We start from the raw sequence: 16,500 nt of genomic DNA, 5'->3' as shown, positions 1-16,500 counted from the left end.
TTCGGCAAAAAAATAGTAGAAAGCTGAATCTTAATGATTCAGCTTTTTTGATTTTAGAATCAGATAAAAGAATTGAACGAATGTTAAAAATAAAAACGTTTTTCTCTATATTTGAGAAACAGTTTAACCGTTTCAATGCCTTTTTTTTATTAAACAACTTTAGAAATTACCTTTATTTAGTACGATAATGGAGCTAATAAATAATTTAGACCTTTTTCAAACCGTCTTTAATTCTGCGCCAAATGGAATAGCAGTTTTAAAGTCTTTGTACGATAATAAAGGCAAAATAGAAGATTTTTCAATATTATTGTTTAATACTTATATCATCAACTGGATTGATGATAAAGAATACAAAGAAAAACCATTCAGTAAAGTTTTTTCTAAAATAAATAAAACCAATATTTTAGAACAGTTTATTGAAACTGCAGAAACTGGAGTTACAGCCAATTTTGAACAATGGTATGGAGAAGAAACCAACAAACAATGTTTCAGATTTACTGCTGTAAAACAAGACGATGTTTTGGTGGTAACCATGGAAGATATCACAGAGAAGAAACATGCCGAAACAGCGCTTCATAATGCATTGCTTGATGCAGAAAAACAAAAAAGGCTATACAATTCTATCTTAAACGGAACTCCTGATCTGGTTTACGTATTTAGTCTCGATTATAAATTTACTTACGCAAACAAAGCTTTATTGACGATGTGGGGCAAGTCTGAAGAAGACGCAATCGGACGCGGATTAATTGAAAATGGTTATGAGGACTGGCATGCCGAAATGCATGAAGAAGAAATAGATACTGTAGTGGCTACGAAAAAACCACTTCGAGGAACAGTTTCTTTTCCGCATGCAGAACTGGGAAGAAGAATTTACGATTATATTTTTGTTCCCGTTTTTAATGAAAATGGAGAAGTAGAGTTTGTTGCTGGAACAACACGTGATATTACAGAAAGCAAGCAAGCACAGGAAAAATTGCAGCAAAGTGAGAATCGTTTTCGCAAAATGATTCATCAAACGCCAGCTCCGACTTTAGTGCTTAAAGGTGATGATCTTATTATTGAGCAGATCAATAAGCATATGCTGCAAATGATTGGACGAGGAGAAGAAATTATTGGCATGCGACTGATTGATGTTTTGCCAGAACTCGAAGGACAATATGTGTGGGAACAAGTTTTAAAGGTTTATAATGAAGGAATTCCTTTTGATCAAAGTGAAGTTTTGGTACCGCACAATCGTACAGGTGAATTAAAAAACTATTATTATAATTTGGCTTATCGTCCGTTGATTGAAGATGGAGAGATAACAGGAATGATACAAGTGGCGGTTGAAGTTACGCAACAAGTTGTAGCACGTCAAAAAATGGAAGAAAGTGAAAGCCGTTTCCGAGCTTTAATCAACGCATCATCTGATTTGGTTTATAGAATGGATGCCGATTGGATGATTATGCAAGATCTAGAAGGAGACGGACGCTTGGCCACTCAAAGAGAACGTGGTGTCAATTGGTTGGATAAATTTATTCATTCAAGCGATTTGCAGATGGCTGTACATCTTATTTCTAAATCGATAGTAGAAAAATCCATTTTTGAAATGGAGCACAGGGTTATAAATAAAGACGATTCTGTTAGCTGGGTTTTCTCTAGAGTAGTACCGATATTAGACGATCAAGAAAAAATTATTGAATGGTTTGGTGCATCGAGTGATATTACTTCGCAGAAAGAACTTCAAAATGTTATTGCAGAAAGTGGGGAACGATTTAGACAGCTTGCAGATTTGGTTCCTCAAATTATTTGGACAGCCAATTCAGAAGGTTTTGTTGATTATTACAATAGCCGCTGGTACGAATATACGGGTTACATAGAAGATGAATTTGGAGATCCAAGCTGGATTTCAAAATTACATGCAGATGATGTTTATTTAGTGTCAAAAATGTGGTACGAAAGTGTTCATGCCGGAGTTCCTTATCAGACGGAATTTCGTTTAAAAAATGCCAATACAGGAGAATACCGCTGGTTTTTAAGTAAAGCGCTTCCTATTAGAGATAAAGAAGGCATCATTACCAATTGGTTTGGTACCTGTACAGATATTCATGAACAAAAATCGATTACTGAAAAACTTGAAATTTTGGTAAAAGATCGTACTAAAGAACTGCAAAGATCTAACGACGATTTACAGCAGTTTGCGCATGTTGCTTCGCATGATTTAAAAGAACCGGTTCGAAAGATAAAAACTTTTTTAAGCCGTCTAGAAGATCATATGGCAGGACAGTTTGACGAATCTTCATCAAAATATATTGAACGAATTCATGTCGCGGCAGATCGAATGTTTAATATGATTGATGGTGTATTAGCGTATTCGAAAATGAATGCCGATTCGCAAAAAACGACAATAGTCGATTTAAATGAAGTTATTAAAAATATAGAAACAGATCTTGAAATTGCGCTTCAAAATACAAATGGGACCATTTATTTTGAAGAACTTCCTATTATAGAAGGTGCTTCAGTATTGTTGTATCAGCTGTTTTATAATCTTATTAATAATTCTATTAAATTTGCTAAAGAAGATACTCCGCCAGAAATAAGTATTACAGCAACAGAACAAATTGAAGAAGGGAACAGAATTGCGATAATTACAGTAGAAGATAACGGAATTGGTTTTGATCTTGATCAAACAGGACGAATTTTTGAAACCTTTACACGCTTAAATTCTAAGGATCGTTATGAAGGAACGGGGTTAGGGTTATCGCTTTGCAAAAAAATAGCCGAACGTCACGGCGGAAGTATTACAGCCACAGGAATTGCTAATAAAGGAGCCATTTTTATTATAACATTGCCATTTGAGCAAAAAGTAAAAGACATTTAAGTATGCAAGAAAAGATGATTTTATTGGCAGATGACGATCAGGATGATGCAGAAATGTTTTGCGAAGCATTGGCAGAAATAGATGAAAGTATTGTTTGTCATTGTTCAGAAAATGGTAGCGGTGTGCTAAATACGCTGAAAAATCAGGAGAAGATTCCAGAAATTGTTTTTCTAGATTTAAATATGCCAGTTATGAACGGCTGGGAATGTCTGAAGCAATTAAAATCAGAAGAACGATATAGAGATATTCCTGTAATTATGATTTCTACTTCTTCATACATAAATGATATGGATACGGCTGCCAATCTTGGAGCGCTCTGCTATTTTGTGAAACCAAATAATTTTGACGACTTAAAACAGGTCTTGAGATTAATTACTTCAAACCTTGAAAATGGAGTAAAAGAAACTTTTTCAAATCTTGAAAAGAATAAATATTTGCATGTTTTTCTTGCAGAATAAAACGATGTTTTCTTTTCTTGAAAAGCAAAACGTATGAATTTCTTTTATAAAAAAAGGGCTTGCTAAAAAGTGTTTTTTATTTTAAGATGTTGATTTTTAAAATCTTGAATTGTATTGAAAGGTTATTTTAATAAAAAAAAATAAAAAAAAATAAAAAAAATGATTTTAAACTTGACTAATTCGGTAGAATTAATATATATTTGTATCACAGAAAATTTATATAATGATACTTATCCAGAAAGACTGAGGGAATAGGCCCATTGAAGTCTTAGCAACCTGTTGCCGAATAAGGTGCTAAATCCTTCCGCTGTGTGCGGGTAGATAAGAAAGATTTCTCCGTAAATCTGTTTAAGATCATCCAATTTAAAATCTTTATTATGAAAGCAGAATCCATTTTGTACGCCAGTTATGAACTCTTGAATTCCATTTTTGAAGAAAACAGTTTTGCTTTTTTCTGAAAGCGAAAAGACTAGTTTCTCTCCAATTTCTTTTATAAACAACAATATCGCTAATGACTTTTTTCATTGGCCTAAAATTCTTTTGTCTAATCTTAAAACTAAAAATAAAATGAAAAAAATACTATTCGGTTTTGCTTTGCTTTTTGGAGCTTTTCAAACTCAAGCGCAGGAAAATAATTTACAATTAAAAGGGACTGTTGTCGATACCGTAGCGCAATACGTTTACCTGCAAAAGTTTCACAATAAAATGTTTACTACAATCGATTCGGTAAAAGTAAAAGATGGAAATTTTAGTTTTAAAACAAAAGTAAAAACACCAGAATTATACGGATTAAGTGTCAATACAGAAAGTTCGCCTTTGTATATTTTTCTTGAAAAAGACCCGATTGCAGTAAAACTGAGTCCGAAGAAATATTATACTGCTTCTGTAGTTGAAGGTTCGGCTTCTCAAGATTTGTTCGAAATCTATAAAAAGAGCAAAGATGTAGAAATCAGTAAATTCATAACCGAACATCCAAAATCTATTGTTTCGGCTTATGTATTGTACAGAAACTGGTCTTATAGATTAACGCCGGAGCAGATTACACAAAATATTGCTTTGCTGGATAAAAGTCTTCAAAATACCACTTACGTGAAAGAATTAAAAGAACTGGCTATTGTTTTAGACGGATTAGCAGTTGGTAAAAAAGCCCCTGATTTTACAGCCAATGATCCTGACGGAAAGCCAGTTCGACTTTATGACAATTTAAAGGGAGGTTATACTCTAGTTGATTTTTGGGCTTCATGGTGCGGGCCATGCCGAAGAGAGAATCCGAATATTGTAGCCGCTTACAAAGAATTTCATGATAAAGGATTCAACATTGTAGGGATTTCTCTAGATAAAAAGAAAGAAAACTGGATTAAAGGAATCCAAGATGATAATTTAACCTGGACACATGTTTCAGATTTGCTTTTCTGGAACAGTGCTGTTGCTAAATTATACGGTGTAAGAGCTATTCCAGGAAATTATTTAGTGGATTCTAAGGGAATAATCGTCGCTAAAAATCTGCACGGAGAAGAATTACAAGCTACACTAAAAACGCTTTTAGAAAATAAAATTTAATAAAGAAATACGCAATTTTGTCATTCCTCGAAATGACAAAAATTGAGAAGGAATACATATTAGTTAATTTAAAATGATAAGGAAATGAATGCGATTGAGCCAACAACAAAACCAACAGAGCCTGAATGTTACTTTTCTAAGTTTAGAGAAAATACAGTAGGAATTGATCATACTTTCGAATCGGTTTACGGAGAACAAAATCTGGTTTACGCAGACTGGGTTGCCAGCGGAAGATTATACCATCCGATCGAAGATATAATGCTCAATAAAATTGGTCCAATGATTGCCAATACGCATTCACTTTCAAGTCAGACAGGAAAAACCTCTACTTATGCTTATCAGCATGCGAGAGATATTATTAAAAAATCGGTTAATGCCAACGAATCAGATGTTTTGGTAACTACTGGAAGCGGTATGACGGCAGCTTTATCAAAACTGCAGCGTATTATGGCACTTCGAACAAAATCGGAAGAAGACAGACCTGTGGTTTTTATTACGCACATGGAGCACCATTCTAATCAGGTTTCGTGGTATGAAACCAATGCCGAAGTAGTTATTCTTCCTCCTGATGAGAACAATTTGGTTGATCCAAAAGTTCTTGTTGAAGTAATTGAAAAATATGCAGACAGAAGCTTAAAAATAGGTTCGTTTACGGCTTGTTCGAACGTTACAGGAATTATTACGCCTTATCACGAACTAGCCAAAATCATGCACCAAAACGGCGGACTTTGTTTTGTAGATTTTGCAGCTTCGGCGCCGTATGTCAAAATCGATATGCATCCAAAAGATCCAGAAGAACAATTGGACGCTATTTTCTTTTCTCCGCATAAATTTTTAGGAGGACCTGGAACTTGTGGTATTTTGGTTTTCAATGAAAAATTATACCAATCTGATTTTCCGGATAATCCGGGCGGAGGAAATGTAAAATGGACCAATCCGCTAGGAAAATATTGTTACAGCGATGTAATAGAAGTGAGAGAAGATGGTGGAACGCCTGGATTTCTTCAAGTTATTAGAACAGCATTGGCTTTAGAATTAAAAGAGCAAATGGGCGTGGAGAAAATTAAAGAAAGAGAAAAAGAACTGCTTGATCTTTGTTTTTCAAGACTTCAAAAAATAGAAGGTTTATCTATTTTAGGAGATTTAACTACAGAAAGAATTGGTTGTGTTTCTTTTGTGATCGAAGACATTCATTATAATTTGATCGTAAGGCTTTTAAATGACCGTTTCGGAATTCAGGTTCGTGGCGGCTGGTCCTGTGCGAGTACTTATGCACATTATCTGTTCAATATTAACGAAAAGAAATCGGCAGAAATTACCAATGAATTATTGCAGCGAAATCAAACCAATAAACCAGGTTGGGTGCGTTTGTCACTGCATCCGATTATGAGCAATGAAGAGCTTTTTTATACCTGCGATGCAATTGAAAAAGTAGCTCTGAATTATAAAAAATGGAAAAAAGATTATGAATATAATCCGGTTTCAAATGAATTTGAAAATCCGGAAATTAAAGATACGATCGCAAGAGAAGTAAACGAATGGTTTAAGTTAGTTTAAGTATAGTTAGTTAAGTTCTAAACCTGACAGGTTTTTAAAACCTGTCAGGTTTCCAATGAGATAATATTCCGTAGGAATATCTCGTCGGTAGAAAAAAAATGGTTGTGTTTTACGTTGTGTCCTGTAGGGACACCTGTATAATTGAATTATGTATCTGCGCTCTTAATCAGACGTTCCTACGGAACGTGCAAATGTGCGTTGAAATCTGATTCTACCAACCAGACATTCCTAACGGAATGTTTTTTAGAATTATTTATGCGACTCGATAATCTTCTCTCTATGCGCCAATCCCCAATTGACTAAGGTTTCTGTAACAGGAAGCACGGATTTTCCATATTCGGTAATGGCGTAAACGACAGTTGCAGGTTTGGTATTTTGTTCGGCTCTGGTAATAAGTAAATTGGTTTCCAGTTCTTTGAGTTCTTTGCTGAGCATTTTAGCCGAAATACCATCAATTTCACGCTGCATTTTTTTAAAATGAATCACCTGATGCGTTCTATTGGTTAAAAACCTTAGAATCATCAATTTCCATTTACCGCCCAAAACATCAAGACTGTCACGCATTGCCATCAGTTCTTCAGAACAATTGGCCTCGCGAAGTACTCCGTTATCGTTAATTTTTGCCATACTAGTTTCTCTTTGGTAACCGGTTACCTTGGGTTAACCCATAACAAAAATAAGGCATTACGGCGATACTTTTGTAAACTAAAATGATAAAAATGAAAGCAATTGTATTACAGGAAAACCGCGAATTTAAACTGGAAACAGTGGTAATTCCACAACCAGAATCACATCAGATTCAGGTAAAGATTGTGGCTTCAGGATTTAATCCGATAGATTATCAAATGACCGAAAACGGTTCTGAAAGGAAGCTGATACATTCGCCAATTTTAGGAAGAGAATTTTCTGGAATTATAACAGCAATTGGTGATGAGGTAACGGAGCTTAAAATTGGAGACGCTGTTTTCTGCGGCTCTGGAAGTATGGGATCAAACGGTACTTATGCCGAATATATTTGTGTCCCAGCAGGAATTGCAGTAAAGAAACCACAGAATATTTCTTTTGAAGAAGCGGCAGGAATTCCATCAGCTGGACTCACGGCTTTGCAATCTTTTAAGCGAATGAACGCTTCTTTAACCGATTCGATATTAATTACGGGCGGTGCTGGTGGAGTAGGGAATGTTTTTATGAAACTGCTTATTGCTAAAGGTTTTACCAATTTTGTGGTTACAGCTGGAAACGAAGAAAGTATCGCTTCTTTGATAAATCTTGGCGTTAAACAAGAACAAATCATTAATTATCGAAAAGAAGAAATTTACGAAGCCGCTTTTTCTTTAAACGGAAATAAAAAATTTGATATCGCCGTTGATTTAGTTGGAAATCATGTTGCAGAAATTGCTGCAAAACTTTTAAAAATAAACGGAAAGTATATTGATGTCACAAATTTTTCTACCCCAGAATCGCGTGGAATTCTCTTTTCGAGAGGTGCTACAATTCATAATATTTCAAATTATGCGTATGGAGTTGAAAAACAATACGATTACTATAAAAACGGATTAACAGAGTTGAGTGATTTATTAGAAAATGAAATAATTACACCGCCAAATATTAATGTAATTGGAGGGTTGAGCCAAGAAACAGTAGATAAAGCACTTACTATTTTGAGAGAAAACAAAACCAGTGGCAGAAAATTAATAATGCAGATTAATCAAGAATGAGAACAATACCAAGAAGAATCGTAACAGGTTTACGAGACGGAAAATCGATTATAGAACAAGATGAAATCGTTTCGAATGTGTCGGAACATTTTCCAGGATTAATCATTTCAGATATCTGGTCGACAGATACGACGCCAGCAAGATTTGAGGAGAAAATTATTGAAAATACCGCTTTTCCAAATACGCCTAAAAACGGAAGTTATTTTCGTTATGTCCAGATTCCGCCCGACAAAGATTTAGGAATTGTTGCTCTCGAAGGAGAGCCACATCCGTTAATGCATCAGACTGATACTTTAGATTACATTATCATTATTTCGGGTGAAATTTATTTGATTGTAGACGAAGAAGAGACTTTACTGCAAGCTGGAGATATTGTAATTCAGCGCGGAACCAATCACGCTTGGAGCAATCGATCGGATTCGCCTTGTATTCAATTGGCGATTTTATTGGACGCCGCAAAAGCAGAATAATATAAATTATACGCCGATAACTACATTTTGATTTATTTGTAAAATTGCAATAATCTCATTTGATTGTTGCATTTTTTTGGTTTAAAATAGGCTTAGAAACCTTCGAAGTTGTTCCATTTTATAAAATGAAACAATTTTGAGTGTTTATACTATAAAGTATTGAATAAGAATTGTTTAAATTTATACGAAAATCATAATGTTGGAATAGCAGAATCCAAATTAACCATCGTAATTTTTCCGCCTAGCTAAAATTTAATTCTCTCGAAAGTTCTGCTAATGTTGATTGCAAATTTCCCAAAAGTGCAAAATTAAATCAATATCATCTCATGAGCTATTGGCGGTTTAAAGTTTTTCGTTTAAAGCATTTAGCTCTTTTTTTATTGAGCTGCAGCCTCAATGTAAGTTTTGCGCAGCAGGATACGATCAGTCTGGCGTCTGCTAAAAAAATAAGATTGGATGAAGCCATTTTATTGGGCATTAAAAACAACCGGCAATTAAAATTGGCCAATGCAGATTTGGCTATTGCAAATGAAAATGTCAGTCAGGCCAAAATTGCCAAAGCGCCAAGAATAAGTTTAAACGGTGGATACAATTATATTGGTGATCCTAAAATCTATGAAGGATTTTATGCCAGAAATGTTACCGTAGATTATTACGATCATCAAGGTTTTGCCAATATTGTTTCTTCACTCCCAATTTACGCTGGAAATGCCATAAACACTAGAATTAATCAGCAGGAATTAATCAGTGAAATGCAGGAATCTGCTGTAAAAATGACAGAAGCCGATGTCAAGAATGCGATTACAGAACAATATTTTACACTTGAGAAATTATATCGTCAGATTGAGGTTACCAAACAGAATATTATTAATACCGATATTCGAATAAATCAGCTAAAATCACGTGTAAAAAATGGTCAGAACCTTACGAGTGATCTCTTGAGAACCGAGTTGCAGCAATCTAATTTTAAGGTTTCGGTTTTTAGAAGCACCAATACGATTGAGCTGATTAGCAATTATCTGGATATTTTAATCGGTTTTCCAACCAATACGATTCTGAAGCCAGAAGTAACGGAAAGCATGATTCCGACAGAAAATATGAACCTGCAGCAAAGTTTGGAAGAAGCTTTTCTGAACAGGGAAGAGATGAAACGGGCAGATATAAGAATCAAGTTGTCTGAATCGTCACTAAGTCTCACCAAAAGCGGATTTAAGCCAAGCTTAAATGCAAATGTTATTCTGAATACCGAATATCCAGCGCAGTGGCCCAATTATGTAAACATTCTCAATTATTGGGCGGCGGGACTTTCTTTGAATTGGGATATTTCGAGTTTCTATAATCTGAAACATCGCATTAGCGGCGATAAACTGGAAATCGATAAAAGTAATATAGCCCTAGAAGTTACCAAAGACCAGATTACGACCGAAGTTAAAAATGCTTATGTGAGATATGCAGAAAGCAAAGAAAATATCAAAACCTACAAAAAAGATGTGGAGTTGTCGATGAGCAATTATAAAATTGTAAAAAGCCGTTACGACAACGATTTTGCTTTAATCAGCGAGATTGTTGATGCAGAATTACAGCTGAACAACTCTCGAATTTCACTTGTAAACGCCAATTTAGATTTAATCATTCAATATTACTCACTTCAATATGCAATGGGTAAACTTTAATACATCTTGTTATGAGCGAAACAGATACACAAAACGGAGCAGTTCAGAAAAATGAAAAAAGAAGAAACACAATTCTAACGGTATTGTCATTTGTTTTTTTGATTGCGGGCGGATTGTGGATTTTAAGTTTATTCTTTGATTTTAGTTCTTATGAAACCACCAATAATGCTCAGGTTGAAGCTTACATCAATAATGTTGTGGCAAGAGCGACTGGACATATAAAAGAAATACGATTTGAAGCCAATCAGAAGGTGCAGAAAGGAGATACATTGGTTGTTTTAGACGATTCCGAATATATCATTAAGGTCAAACAAGCAGAAGCGGATCTGGCTATAGCCGAAGGAAATCTGCATTCGCTACAGCAGAATATAACGACTTCTATTTCTAATCAGGCTTCGGGAAAAGAGAAATTGGCTGGGGATTTGGCGAGTTTAGACAAAGCGCAAAAAGATTATCAGCGTTTCAAAAATATGTACGCCGATTCGGCCGTAACGCTGAATCAGTACGATCAGGTTATTTCTAAATTAAAATCAGAAGAAGCTTATGTCAAGGCAGGAAAAAAAGGTTTGGATGCCAGCAGTTCTATTACCAAACAAAGTTCGATTAATCTTGAAGCAGCCACAGCCACAGTTGCCAGAAAGAAAGCAGATCTTGATGCGGCAAAACTTCAGTTATCATATACTATTATTACCGCTCCTACGAGTGGTTTTGTTGGCGAACGAAATTTGTCTATTGGAGAATTAATCAATGCCAATCAAACCATTGCGACAATTGTACTGAATGAAAAATTATGGATTTCGGCCAATTTTAAAGAAACTCAAATCGAAAAAATAAAACAGGGACAAGAAGTAACCATTACAATTGATGCCTTGGATGGAAAAGAGTTTAAAGGAAAAGTAGCTGGATTTTCTCCTGCTACGGGAGCTAAATTCTCAATGGTAGAACCTGATAATTCGACTGGAAATTTTGTCAAAATCACCCAACGAATCCCAGTTAAAATTGAATTTGAAACTCCCACAAAAGAGCTTCAGGAAGTTAGACCCGGAATGAATGTAACAGTTGATGTAAAAAAATAAGAGATGTTTGCAGGAAAAAAAGGAAGCGTTTTTACACTGACAGGATTGTATATCCTGACGATTCCTTTTTTTAACGGACTCAATGTTACGACTTATGATAATTCGCAGATATTAGGACATTTTGGATCTTCTACGACTGCTTTTAGTTATACGGTTTACGTTCCGATTTTTGTCATGCTGGCTTTTCTGCCTTTAGGTTTGAAATTAGGAAAACAAATCAAGGTTAGAACCATGATTTTATCGGTTTCATTTTTATCGTTAATCTTCAATACCGCTTCATTGTTTGCACCAACAATTGCTTGGTTTGTTGTATGTCGTTCTCTTTTGGCAATGGTTTCAGTCATTGGAATATTTGCTTCGATGGTGCCTATTTTATTAAAATACAATCCCGCTTTAAATATGGCTTTGCTGTACGGCATTTTTCAGTTTATACAAAAAGGAAGCCAGCATTTGTATCAATATTTAGGAGCGCATTTTGTGAGTTTTCATAACTGGACGTTTGGAATTTATTTCCTGAATGTCAATTTTTTGATTTGCATTCTTTTGGCTTGGTATTTTTACAAAGCCGATGTGGCACCCATGAAAACCAAATTCCAATTTGATTGGCGAGGTTGGATTATCCTGATTTTGTTTTTTGCAATTATTCTTTTTTTATGTGCCGAAGGGCAGACCCGAAATTGGTTCAGTGATCCAAAAATAACGCTGGCTTTTGCAGTTTTATTTATTGTGGCAGGAATCTATCTGCTTCACGTTCGTTTTACCACTGAACCTTTAATTAATCTAGACGTTTACAAGTTTAAAAACGTTATTCCAGGTGCGTTTTTAATGTTTTATATCGGAATAATAAACGGAACTGGAAGTGTCGTAACAGGATATATGACCAATATTCTAGGCTTTGATTCTGTTTTGGGAGCAGTAACACATCTTTCACTTTTGATTGGGTTGTGCATTTCGATTCCGCTTTCGACTTATCTTTTATACAAACGCATTTATCTGGCTACGATTTGGGTAATTGGTTTTGCCTGCTACGGAATGTATCATATTATACTTTTTTTCAGATTCTATCCCGGAATAGATGCATCGGATTTTTATTTGCCCTTAATTTTTAAAGGATTAGGAATGGGGTTTCTTTTCCCTGTTTCGCTATTATACATTTCAGAAGGAATTCCTCCTTTTTTAAGCACATCGCGCATGATGACTGGAATCATCGCTCAGGCTGTTTTTGCCTCTTTACTTGGAGGCGCTGTTCTCGGGACTTTTATTTCGAATATGAATGTACAGCATAAAACAGGTTTAAGTCAGCAGTTGAGTCCGCTAAATAAACAAGCCGAACAACAGTTGGAAAACTCAAAAAGGCAATTTTTATTTATGGGATTATCAGATGCTGAAGCGCAGAAAAAAGCCGAGAAAAGTCTTTCGAATCAAACCTCTCAAACTTCTATGTTATTGGCATACAAAGATATTTATCTGGTAATGTCGGCAGTTTGTTTTCTGCCCATTTTTATTATTCTGCTTTTCAAACTTTGGCGAAGACCAATTGGAAGGGTAGAAGTAGAGCCGATACCGATTTGAGGGTGGAGAGGAAAGAAGCAAGCAAGAGTAAAGAATATAGAATATAGAATTTGTCCTTAGGCTTGATATTGGAATTTGGAATTTAGAATTTAGTTTTTGGAATTTGCCCTTAGGCTTAGGCTTCAGGATTGGAATTTGGAATTTAGTTTTTGGAATTTATCCTTAGGCTTCGGGATTGGAATTTGGAATTTGGAATTTAATATTTAGAATTTTGTATTATGATAGTTAAAAAAAGCCGTTTTTTATATCGCTTTTGGACACAAGAAAGCGGACTGAGTGGTATGCTGATACTTCTGTTTATGATGCATTTTATTGTCATTCCGTTTTTTGGCAGTTATTCGCGTTTTATGGTAGCAGTCAATATATTTTGGATGCTATTTCTCTTTGCCGGAATTATTGCGTTATCCAAGCATAAAAAGCAAGCTGTTCTGATCTCGATAATTCCCTTTTTATTTATTATAACACAATGGATTAATTACTTTGAACATAATATTTTTATCCTATTTGCCGATCTCATTCTTTCGGTTGCGATTATGCTACTTTTGATCACTTTGGTTTTAATGAAAGTTTTAGAACCTGGACCAGTAACTACTTATCGAATTGTGGGTTCAATTGTGGTATATATGATTCTAGTTCACTTTTGGTCTACACTTTATTTATTTCTATTTCAGCATATTGAAGGCGCTTTCCAAATAACCGAATCTAAATTTTCAAGTAATAGCGATCTGGCTAGTTTTATGTATTTCAGTTATGTCTGTATCACATCGACGGGTTTTGGCGAAATCGTACCTCTACATCCTTTGGCTCGTTCGCTAGTTCAGATTGAAGTGCTTACAGGTGTTCTGTATCCCGTAATCTTAATCGGAAGACTGGTTTCAGATGCCAATTTTGCTGTTAATAAGACGGGGAAGAATAAAGAGTAAAGAATATAGAATATAGAGTAAAGACACAAGAGTCAAGATTTATAGAGGAGAATTGATTTATCATTTACAATTCACAACTCACAATTTACCATTCACCATTAAAAACAATAACCATGAAAACAACCAATTCGAATAAAAAGAAAGAGCTTTTCGATACTATTTTGCAGTTATTTTTCATTTTTCTCCTTGTGGGATTTTGTCTTAAGTTGCTACTGCCTTTTTTTATGCCTATTCTTTGGGCGGTAATACTTTCGGTTGTGTTTTATCCGTTGTTTAATTCGCTGCAGCGAATATTAAAAGGACGCAAAGCACTGGCATCGGTTGTTATTACTATTTTGCTTATTGCCATAATGGTGGTGCCTCTAATCTATTTCTTGAAAGCGGCAGCTGGTAATTTTATAGAACTAAAAAACAGTTTTGAAGCAGGAACATTAAAAATTACTCCGCCAGGAGCTTCTATAAAAGAGTGGCCGATAATTGGTAAACCGCTCTACGAATTTTTACTTTCGTTATCAACAGATTTGGAACAGAGCGTTGTGAAGTATCAAGATCAGATACGAGAATTGTCGTCTAAAATCATGGCCAGTATTTTGAGTTCTGGTGCGGCATTTCTTCAGTTTATTTTATCGGTTATTATTGCGGGAGTTTTATTAGTATCCCCAGGTGGTAAAACTTTCTTTATGAAATTCCTTAGAAAAATTGCAGGAAGTGAAGCCGAAGAAATTATGACCATTTCGGTTTCAACTATTTACCAAGTGGTTAAAGGTATTTTGGGAGTTGCCGTTATTCAGACCATTATTCAGGCAATTGGATTGTTTTGGGCCGATATTCCATACGCTGGAATTTTGACGTTGATCTGTCTGATATTTTCTATTTTACAGATCGGACCAATTATAATTAATATTGGTGTTATTATTTACCTTTTTTCAACAGGAGATTCTGGTTATGCTATTTTTTGGACGGTGTTTTTCATTATCAGCGGATTATCAGATAATGTTCTAAAACCATTATTACTAGGAAAAGGCGCTCTTGTGCCTATGCTTGTTATTTTTCTAGGTGTAATTGGCGGATTTATCATGTCGGGCTTTATCGGATTGTTTGTTGGACCCATTGTGTTTTCAATAGGCTACAAACTCTTTGTTGCTTGGCTGGATGATAATTCAGAACCCATTGAAAAACCTGTAGAAGATGTTGAAATTAGTTAATTGTTAATTGTAAGATGTGATAGGTGCTATGCAAGTATTTTCTAATTTTCACTTTGTACCCTTTCACATCTAACATTTCACATCTCAAAACTTTTTACATTTGAATTAACAATTCACAATTTATAATTCACAATTAAATAAAGTATTTTTGCAGGATTATAATTTTATCAAATGAAACGTTCAGGCACGGCAGATCTTCCTTTACATTATGGACATGTTCCATTATGGCTTGCTGAGCGAATGTCTAAACTTGGTTTTGCGATTGTAGAAACCATTGCAATGGAATTTTCGACTGCCGAAGTTATAAGTAAATTGAGTAATCCGTTTTGGTTTCAGAGTTTTGGAGCCGTTATGGGAATGGACTGGCATTCGTCTGGAATTACAACTTCGGTGCTTGGAGCACTGAAAAAATCGGTTAATCCGCACTCCAAAGAACTCGGAATTTATATCTGCGGAGGCAAAGGAAAACACTCGATGGCAACGCCGCAAGAGCTTTTATTTGTTGGCGAAAAAACAGGCTTGGACGGAATTAATCTGGCCAACTGTAGCCGACTTACCGCAAAAGTAGACAATACCGCCATTCAGGACGGATTTCAATTATACCAGCATAATTTTATTGTCGATAATAAAGGACAATGGGCTGTAATTCAGCAGGGAATGAATCGTGATTCTAGAACTGCCAGAAGATACCATTGGCATTCGCAAGATTTAAAGTCTTTTATAAACGAACCGCACACTTTTATTTATGGCGAAAATCAAGGTGCAATTTTAAATCTTACGGCCAATGCGGCCACAAAATCTCGTGAAGGTATTTTAGAATTGGTAAAAGAATCACCCGTTAAAATTATAAAAGAAATGCAGCATCTTTCTATGCCCGCGCATCACGATGTGAGAATGGAAGATGTGAATATGAAAAGATTGGGCGGAATGCTTTGGGCAACCCATGAAAATAAACCCGAAGATTTTGAAGAATTACTGCTTTTAAAAGGAATGGGACCAAGAGCTTTGCAGTCTTTGGCTTTGGTAAGCGAAATAATCTACGGAACTCCAACACGATTTGATGATCCAGCCCGTTTTTCTTTTGCACATGGCGGAAAAGACGGACATCCGTTTCCTGTTCCCGTTAAAATCTACGATGAAACAATAGACACGTTGCAAAGAGCTATTAATCGTGCTAAAATCGGGAATAGCGATAAATTGAGCGCTATTCAGAAACTATCTGAAATTTCAAGAAAAGCAGAAGAAAGTTTTACGCCAAATTCCAATTTTGATGCTCTTGTTCAAAGAGAAAGAGAGGAGTCGCATAAATATGGCGGAAGAACCATTTTTGGAGATGCGAAACCTCCAAAAAAGAAGCCTATAAACCCAAGCAATCAGCTGGAATTATTTTAAAGAATCATAATTATCTATCTGCCTTTAGTTATATAA

At 35.3% G+C, this 16,500-nt stretch carries 14 protein-coding genes and 1 riboswitch; of the genes, 12 read left to right on the top strand and 2 right to left on the bottom strand.

Annotation, left to right across the window (positions count from 1 at the left end):
* The first annotated feature begins 187 nt into the window (after positions 1-187).
* Together QLQ95_RS01905 and QLQ95_RS01900 are read left to right on the top strand one after the other, a co-directional pair.
* Positions 188-2,860, top strand: a complete 2,673-nt coding sequence (locus tag QLQ95_RS01905; RefSeq protein WP_482502397.1) for a PAS domain-containing sensor histidine kinase — start codon at positions 188-190, stop codon at positions 2,858-2,860.
* Between the two features lie 2 nt (positions 2,861-2,862).
* Entirely contained in the window at positions 2,863-3,318 is a 456-nt protein-coding gene (locus QLQ95_RS01900) for a response regulator (RefSeq protein ID WP_320492197.1), read from the top strand.
* A gap of 227 nt (positions 3,319-3,545) precedes the next feature.
* Positions 3,546-3,646, top strand: a riboswitch (SAM riboswitch).
* A 47-nt stretch (positions 3,647-3,693) separates the two neighbouring features.
* Here QLQ95_RS01900 and QLQ95_RS01895 read toward each other — a convergent pair.
* Positions 3,694-3,843, bottom strand: a complete 150-nt coding sequence (locus QLQ95_RS01895) for a hypothetical protein (protein WP_482502395.1) — start codon at positions 3,841-3,843, stop codon at positions 3,694-3,696.
* A 42-nt stretch (positions 3,844-3,885) separates the two neighbouring features.
* Between QLQ95_RS01895 and QLQ95_RS01890 the strand changes: the two genes are divergently transcribed.
* Positions 3,886-4,878: a redoxin domain-containing protein gene (locus tag QLQ95_RS01890; RefSeq protein ID WP_482502393.1), complete on the top strand. Its 993-nt coding sequence runs from the start codon at positions 3,886-3,888 to the stop codon at positions 4,876-4,878.
* Between the two features lie 84 nt (positions 4,879-4,962).
* Positions 4,963-6,435, top strand: coding sequence for an aminotransferase class V-fold PLP-dependent enzyme (locus QLQ95_RS01885; protein ID WP_482502391.1), 1,473 nt, complete (start codon positions 4,963-4,965; stop codon positions 6,433-6,435).
* Positions 6,436-6,684: 249 nt separating this feature from the next.
* Here QLQ95_RS01885 and QLQ95_RS01880 read toward each other — a convergent pair whose 3' ends face one another.
* Positions 6,685-7,062 carry a winged helix-turn-helix transcriptional regulator gene (locus QLQ95_RS01880; RefSeq protein ID WP_320492194.1) on the bottom strand — a complete coding sequence of 126 codons (378 nt, stop codon included), beginning with the start codon at positions 7,060-7,062 and terminating at the stop codon, positions 6,685-6,687.
* 92 nt (positions 7,063-7,154) lie between these two features.
* On the opposite strand from QLQ95_RS01880, the gene QLQ95_RS01875 reads away from it, so the two are divergent.
* The 8 genes from QLQ95_RS01875 to QLQ95_RS01840 all read left to right on the top strand — a co-directional run bounded on the left by QLQ95_RS01875 (position 7,155) and on the right by QLQ95_RS01840 (position 16,464).
* On the top strand, positions 7,155-8,153 hold the full coding sequence (locus tag QLQ95_RS01875; protein ID WP_095928976.1) for an NADP-dependent oxidoreductase: 999 nt from the start codon (positions 7,155-7,157) through the stop codon (positions 8,151-8,153).
* Positions 8,150-8,623 carry a cupin domain-containing protein gene (locus QLQ95_RS01870; protein WP_482502389.1) on the top strand — a complete coding sequence of 158 codons (474 nt, stop codon included), beginning with the start codon at positions 8,150-8,152 and terminating at the stop codon, positions 8,621-8,623. Before QLQ95_RS01875 ends, QLQ95_RS01870 begins: the two co-directional genes overlap by 4 nt.
* Before the next feature lie 326 nt (positions 8,624-8,949).
* Positions 8,950-10,296 carry a TolC family protein gene (locus QLQ95_RS01865; RefSeq protein WP_095928974.1) on the top strand — a complete coding sequence of 449 codons (1,347 nt, stop codon included), beginning with the start codon at positions 8,950-8,952 and terminating at the stop codon, positions 10,294-10,296.
* An 11-nt stretch (positions 10,297-10,307) separates the two neighbouring features.
* Positions 10,308-11,372 (top strand): HlyD family secretion protein, encoded by a 1,065-nt coding sequence (locus QLQ95_RS01860; protein WP_095928973.1) that lies wholly within the window; start codon positions 10,308-10,310, stop codon positions 11,370-11,372.
* Between the two features lie 3 nt (positions 11,373-11,375).
* The gene (locus QLQ95_RS01855; RefSeq protein ID WP_482502387.1) at positions 11,376-12,944 is read left to right on the top strand and encodes an efflux MFS transporter permease; all 1,569 of its coding nucleotides are present in this window, start codon (positions 11,376-11,378) and stop codon (positions 12,942-12,944) included.
* A gap of 218 nt (positions 12,945-13,162) precedes the next feature.
* On the top strand, positions 13,163-13,867 hold the full coding sequence (locus tag QLQ95_RS01850; RefSeq protein ID WP_095928971.1) for an ion channel: 705 nt from the start codon (positions 13,163-13,165) through the stop codon (positions 13,865-13,867).
* A gap of 113 nt (positions 13,868-13,980) precedes the next feature.
* A complete protein-coding gene (locus QLQ95_RS01845) occupies positions 13,981-15,072 on the top strand; it encodes an AI-2E family transporter (protein WP_320492190.1) in 1,092 nt (363 codons plus the stop codon).
* Positions 15,073-15,243: 171 nt separating this feature from the next.
* Positions 15,244-16,464, top strand: coding sequence for a DUF763 domain-containing protein (locus QLQ95_RS01840; RefSeq protein WP_482502385.1), 1,221 nt, complete (start codon positions 15,244-15,246; stop codon positions 16,462-16,464).
* Positions 16,465-16,500: the final 36 nt, after the last annotated feature.

The sequence above is a fragment of the Flavobacterium sp. B330r genome, from assembly GCF_056824325.1.
Note: the sequence above shows the minus strand (reverse complement) of the source record. Positions and strands in the feature narration are given on the sequence as shown.

What these genes read in the sequence shown, in the direction of transcription:
- QLQ95_RS01905 (WP_482502397.1), top strand. Translation starts at nt 188, where the DNA reads ATGGAGCTAATAAATAATTTAGACCTTTTTCAAACCGTCTTTAATTCT.
- QLQ95_RS01900 (WP_320492197.1), top strand. Translation starts at nt 2,863, where the DNA reads ATGCAAGAAAAGATGATTTTATTGGCAGATGACGATCAGGATGATGCA.
- QLQ95_RS01895 (WP_482502395.1), bottom strand. Translation starts at nt 3,843, where the DNA reads ATGAAAAAAGTCATTAGCGATATTGTTGTTTATAAAAGAAATTGGAGA.
- QLQ95_RS01890 (WP_482502393.1), top strand. Translation starts at nt 3,886, where the DNA reads ATGAAAAAAATACTATTCGGTTTTGCTTTGCTTTTTGGAGCTTTTCAA.
- QLQ95_RS01885 (WP_482502391.1), top strand. Translation starts at nt 4,963, where the DNA reads ATGAATGCGATTGAGCCAACAACAAAACCAACAGAGCCTGAATGTTAC.
- QLQ95_RS01880 (WP_320492194.1), bottom strand. Translation starts at nt 7,062, where the DNA reads ATGGCAAAAATTAACGATAACGGAGTACTTCGCGAGGCCAATTGTTCT.
- QLQ95_RS01875 (WP_095928976.1), top strand. Translation starts at nt 7,155, where the DNA reads ATGAAAGCAATTGTATTACAGGAAAACCGCGAATTTAAACTGGAAACA.
- QLQ95_RS01870 (WP_482502389.1), top strand. Translation starts at nt 8,150, where the DNA reads ATGAGAACAATACCAAGAAGAATCGTAACAGGTTTACGAGACGGAAAA.
- QLQ95_RS01865 (WP_095928974.1), top strand. Translation starts at nt 8,950, where the DNA reads ATGAGCTATTGGCGGTTTAAAGTTTTTCGTTTAAAGCATTTAGCTCTT.
- QLQ95_RS01860 (WP_095928973.1), top strand. Translation starts at nt 10,308, where the DNA reads ATGAGCGAAACAGATACACAAAACGGAGCAGTTCAGAAAAATGAAAAA.
- QLQ95_RS01855 (WP_482502387.1), top strand. Translation starts at nt 11,376, where the DNA reads ATGTTTGCAGGAAAAAAAGGAAGCGTTTTTACACTGACAGGATTGTAT.
- QLQ95_RS01850 (WP_095928971.1), top strand. Translation starts at nt 13,163, where the DNA reads ATGATAGTTAAAAAAAGCCGTTTTTTATATCGCTTTTGGACACAAGAA.
- QLQ95_RS01845 (WP_320492190.1), top strand. Translation starts at nt 13,981, where the DNA reads ATGAAAACAACCAATTCGAATAAAAAGAAAGAGCTTTTCGATACTATT.
- QLQ95_RS01840 (WP_482502385.1), top strand. Translation starts at nt 15,244, where the DNA reads ATGAAACGTTCAGGCACGGCAGATCTTCCTTTACATTATGGACATGTT.